This is a genomic window from Micromonospora sp. AMSO1212t (assembly GCF_008868145.1).
Classification (GTDB): Bacteria; Actinomycetota; Actinomycetes; order Mycobacteriales; family Micromonosporaceae; genus Micromonospora; species Micromonospora tulbaghiae.
Genome location: NZ_WBKS01000221.1, coordinates 1 through 4,908 on the forward strand (window position 1 = coordinate 1; position 4,908 = coordinate 4,908).

Below are 4,908 nucleotides of genomic sequence, written 5' to 3' on the forward strand. Positions count from 1 at the left end.
GTCAGCAGCGGGGGACTGTGCCGCCGTAGATCGAGGACAGGTAGGCGTGGCTGACGTAGTTGCCGCCCACCAGCCGGTACCACCTCGTCGTGGTGCGGTACGTGCCGGCGACCTTCTGCCCGGTCACGTAGCACTGCACCGGCACGTGGGCGTACGTGGCGGCCAGGCCCCGGCTCGCGTACGAGGTGCTCGCCCCGGAGCGCAGGTTCAGCGGCCCGGAGCCGACCACGGCCCGCGCCCCGCCGCCGGTCCACAGCAGCGTCACGTCCACCCACGCGTTGTCGGTGAGCCGCAGCCCGTCCCAGAACGTCCCGTCGGCCAGGTCCAGTCCGGCCGGGTTGCGCACGGTACGGCCGAACTGGTCGCGCCCGCCGTTGTAGTTGTCCTGGTAGGCAGCCTGCGCCTCCGGCTTCCCGCGCGGCAGGTCCTTCCAGTTCTCCCGGACCGACGCCGGGTTCCACCAGTCGTCCCGGGTGTTCCACGGGCCGACGTCCCAGACCGGGGCGTACTCGCAGCGGCTGCCGCTCGTGGTGCAGACCTTGACCGTGTAGTCGCCGGTGCCGCGCGGGGACAGGCCCCGCCGGGTGGGCAGCGCCGCGAAGTGGTCCCGGGTACGCACCGTGTGCCCGTTGGCGGTGATGCCGCCGACCAGGCCGATCCGGGTCGCGTACACCCGGTATTTGAGCGCGGCGGCCGGCTGGACCGCGGTGGTGGCGACCCGGTCGGCGGCGAGCGTCAGCCCGGTGACGGTGGCCTGCGACGCGGAGTCGCTGGTGGTCAGCACCACGCGCGCCTGGACCCGGCTGACCGGCTGGTCGAACACCGCCTCGGTGGCGTCGCGCCACTCGGTCCAGCCGCGGGCACGCCAGCCGCGTACCTGGGCCACCGCCGTACCACCGTCGCCGGTGCGGGCGGCGAGCTGTGCGCGTACCCGGGTCGCTGGCCGGTCCAGGGCGCGTGGCGCGGAGAGCAGGATGCCCTCGGCGACCGGTCCGGCGACGGCGGCCGGGCGGGTGCGGGCGGTGGGCCGTGGGTCGGCCAGCCGCAGGCGGCCGGACCGCCAGGCGACGTTGACGTCGTCGCCGCCGGCGACGGCGAGGTCGACCGACCAGCGTTCGGAGCCGGGCGCGGCGGCGCGTGCCGGTGCGGCGGTGGGCGGGGATGCGGCCGACGCGGGCGTGCCGGGCAGTCCGGCGGCCACGGTGAGCAGGGCGGTCAGGGCGACGACGGTACGACGTCGTGGATGAGCCATCAGCATTCTCCTCAGAACCCCCTGATCGTTGCGTTTCCGCAGATCAAGTGGAACCTCAGTACAAATAGCGACACATGCGAATTCTGCTCGGGCGGGGGACAATGGCCGGGTGCCCGAAGGCGACACCGTCTGGAACACCGCGCGCGTCCTGCAACGCGCGCTGGCCGGGGCCCGGCTCACCGGGTCCGACTTCCGCGTGCCGCAGCTCGCCGCCACCGACCTGACCGGCTGGACGGTGCGCGAGTCGGCCAGCCGGGGCAAGCACCTGCTGCTGCGCCTGGCGGCCACCGACGCCGCACCGTGGACGCTGCACTCGCACCTGCGGATGGACGGCGCCTGGCGGGCGTACGCCCCGGGCGAGCGCTGGACCGCGCGGCCGGCGCACCTGATCCGGGTGGTGCTCCGCTCCCCCGCCGCGGTCGCTGTCGGCTACCACCTGCACGAGCTGGCGCTGGTGCCGACCGCCGACGAGGAGTCGCTCGTCGGCCACCTCGGCCCGGACCTGCTCGGCCCGGACTGGGACGCGGACGAGGCGGTCCACCGGCTCGCCGCCGACCCGGACCGCACCATCGGCGAGGCGCTGCTCGACCAGCGCAACCTGGCCGGGGTGGGCAACCTCTACAAGTGCGAGGTGCTGTTCCTGCGCGGCGTGTCGCCGTGGACGCCGGTGGGCGCGGTGCCGGACCTACCCGGCACAGTCGCGCTGGCCCAGCGGCTGCTCGCGGCGAACCGGGGGCGCTGGACGCAGAGCACGACGGGGGTGCTGCGCCGGGGCGGGACCAGCTACGTCTACGGCCGCCGGGCCCAGCCGTGCCGCCGCTGCGGGACCGCCATCCGCAAGGAGGAACTGGGCGAACGGGTCACCTACTGGTGCCCGGCCTGCCAGCCGGGCGTGGAACTTCCACCAAACGGCCAAGATCGGCTGAGATAGGGACGATTGGGTACTTCCGCCTCACCCCTGTGACGTCGCATGCTGCGGTGGACCGCTCACGGATCGTCAGCAGCGCGCACGCCCGCCACGCCGGGGTGTCGGCCGGCGCGCCCCGACCCCGGGGAGAGCCATGGTGCTGTTCCGCCGCAGCCGGCCCGGACGTCCGGACCGCGCCGCCGTCGTCGCCATCGAGGAAACCGCGCCGGCCGGTTCCGTCGCGCCCGCCGTACCGGCCGCTCGCGGCGGCGACGAGGAACCCGGCGGCCCGGCGCCGGCGAGCCTGGACCCGGCCGCCGTCCCGCGTCTGTTCGGCCCGGTGCCGAACACCGCCGCCAGCCCGCTGCCCACGCTCGACCCGGACGGCCGCCCGGTACCCGGCACCGGCATCCGCAAGTTCGTCGACCCGCTGCCGCTGCCCGGGCAGCCGGCCACCGCCGGGCTCGGCGCCCGCCTGCCCGTCGCCGTCCCGGACACCATCACCTGGCCGGGCTGCGACTACTACGAGATCGGCCTCCAGGAGTACGCGCAGCGCCTGCACCGCGACCTGCCGGCCACCCGGCTGCGCGGCTACCGCCAGCTCAACCTGGGCACCGACGCCTCCGGGCACAACACGGTCAGCCCGCCCGGCCGCCCCTGGCACCTCGGCCCGATGATCGTGGCCCGGCGGGGCCGCCCGGTGCGGATCAAGTTCATCAACCAGCTCCCCACCGGACGGGCCGGCGAGCTGTTCCTGCCGGTGGACGAGACCGTCGACGGCGCCGGGGCCGGGCCGTTCGACGGCCCCGCGCCGTACCCGCAGAACCGGGCCGTGCCGCACCTGTCCGGCGCGCAGACCGGGTGGATCAGCGCCGGCAACCCGTGGCAGTGGGTGACCCCGGCCGGCGAGATCACGCCGTACCCGACGGGCGTGGGTCTGACGCCGGTGCCGGACATGCCGCCGCCCGGCGCGGGCGCCACCACGCTGTACTTCCCGAACGACCAGAGCGGCCGGCTCATGTGGCTGCACGACAACACGCTCGGCCTGTCCCGGCTCACCGTCTACTCCGGGCAGATCGCGCTCTACCTGCTCACCGACCCGGCCGAGGAACGGCTCGTCGACGACGGCGTGCTGCCTGCCGACCAGTTCCCGCTGGTGATCGAGGACAAGACGTTCGTACCCGACGACGCGCAGCTCGCCGCCCAGGACCCCACCTGGGACCGGGACCGCTGGGGCGCCAAGGGCAGCCTCTGGCATCCGCACGTCTACCAGCCGCGGCAGAACCCGTACCGGCTCACCGGGACCAACCCGACCGGACGCTGGGACTACGGGCCGTGGACCCACGACCCGGACGGCGGCGCCAGCCCGTGGGTCGCGCCGGTGCCGAACCCGCACCACGACCCCGACACCGACCCCGACGAGCCGCCGCTGGTACCGGGCGTCCCGCACCCGTCGGCCGTGCCAGACGCGTACGGCGACACTCCGCTGGTCAACGGCGTGGCCTACCCGTACCTGGAGGTGGCGCCACGGGCGTACCGGTTCCGGATCCTCAACGCCTGCGCGGACCGGGCGCTCAACCTCCAGCTCTACCGGGCCGCCTCCGACGCGCCGATGTGGGCGCCCGACGGCAGCCCGGCCGACCCGGACGCCGGTGAGGTGCCCATGGTCGAGGCGGTACGCGCACCAGGGCGGCCCGCCTACTGGCCGGCGGACGGGCGCGACGGCGGCGTGCCCGACCCGGCCGCCGCCGGACCCGAGATGATCCAGATCGGCAACGAGGGCGGCCTGCTCCCCGCCCCGGTTGTGCTGACCAACCGCCCGGTGGACTACCGGTACGACAGGCAGGACCCGACGGTGCTCAACGTGGACGGGCACGCGCTGCTGCTCGCCCCCGGCGAACGCGCCGACGTGGTGGTGGACTTCTCCACTGTGGCACCGGGCAGCACACTCATCCTCTACAACGACTGCCCCGCGCCGCTGCCCCGGTTCGACCCGCGCCACGACCACCACACCGGCGCGCCGGACCGCACCGCCTCCGGGGGCCTGCCGCCGACCCGCCCCGGATACGGCCCGAACACCCGCACCCTGCTCCAGATCCGGGTCACCGGCACCCCGGCCGAGCCGTACGACACGCGACGGCTCGCCGACCGGCTACCAGGGGCGTACGCCCGCAGCCAGCCGCCACCGATCGTGCCGCAACCCGCGTACGACGCCGCGATCGGCACCTCCACCCCGCGCCCGACGCTCGTTCCCGCGCGGGCCACCTCGGTCACGTTCACCCCGGCCGGCGCGACCGCCCCGGTCACGTTGCCGCTGGCGGTGAAGTCGGTCGGGCAGGTGTTCGAGGCCCGGCACGGGCGCGCGGTGGGACGGCTCGGCGTCGGCCACCCGGTCGCCGGGCCGCTCGCCCCGGCCACCCTGCCGCTGGGACCGGCCGACCCGGCCACCGAGGTGCTGCACGCCACCGACCCGGCCGTGGCGGTCGGCGCGCCCGGCGACGGCACGCAGCTCTGGCGGATCGTCGGCGACGCCCCGCGTACCCATCCGGTCCACATCGAGGGCTGCGACGTGCAACTGGTCAACCGGGTCGGCTGGGACGGCACGGTCCGCCCGCCGGACCCGGGCGAGCTGGGGTGGAAGGACACCGTCCGGGTCAACCCCCGGGAGGACGTGGTGGTGGCGCTGCGCCCGGTCGCGCCAGCGCTGCCGTTCAAGCTGGGAGACAGCGTCCGGCTGCTCGACCCCGGT

The 4,908-nt window shown here is 75.3% G+C and carries 3 protein-coding genes; 2 read left to right on the top strand and 1 reads right to left on the bottom strand.

What is annotated here, in order from left to right; all coding sequences use genetic code 11:
* Window position 1 precedes the first annotated feature (1 nt).
* Window positions 2-1,252, bottom strand: coding sequence for a hypothetical protein (locus tag F8279_RS29160; RefSeq protein ID WP_091420242.1), 1,251 nt, complete (start codon window positions 1,250-1,252; stop codon window positions 2-4).
* A gap of 109 nt (window positions 1,253-1,361) precedes the next feature.
* On the opposite strand from F8279_RS29160, the gene F8279_RS29165 reads away from it, so the two are divergent.
* Both F8279_RS29165 and F8279_RS29170 read left to right on the top strand, forming a co-directional pair.
* Window positions 1,362-2,183, top strand: a complete 822-nt coding sequence (locus F8279_RS29165) for a DNA-formamidopyrimidine glycosylase family protein (RefSeq protein ID WP_151501654.1) — start codon at window positions 1,362-1,364, stop codon at window positions 2,181-2,183.
* Between the two features lie 130 nt (window positions 2,184-2,313).
* Window positions 2,314-4,908: multicopper oxidase domain-containing protein (locus tag F8279_RS29170; protein WP_151501655.1), on the top strand; the 2,595-nt coding region annotated here is incomplete at its 3' end.

Coding starts and splice junctions, on each gene's coding strand:
- F8279_RS29160 (WP_091420242.1), bottom strand. CDS start 1,252: ATGGCTCATCCACGACGTCGTACCGTCGTCGCCCTGACCGCCCTGCTC.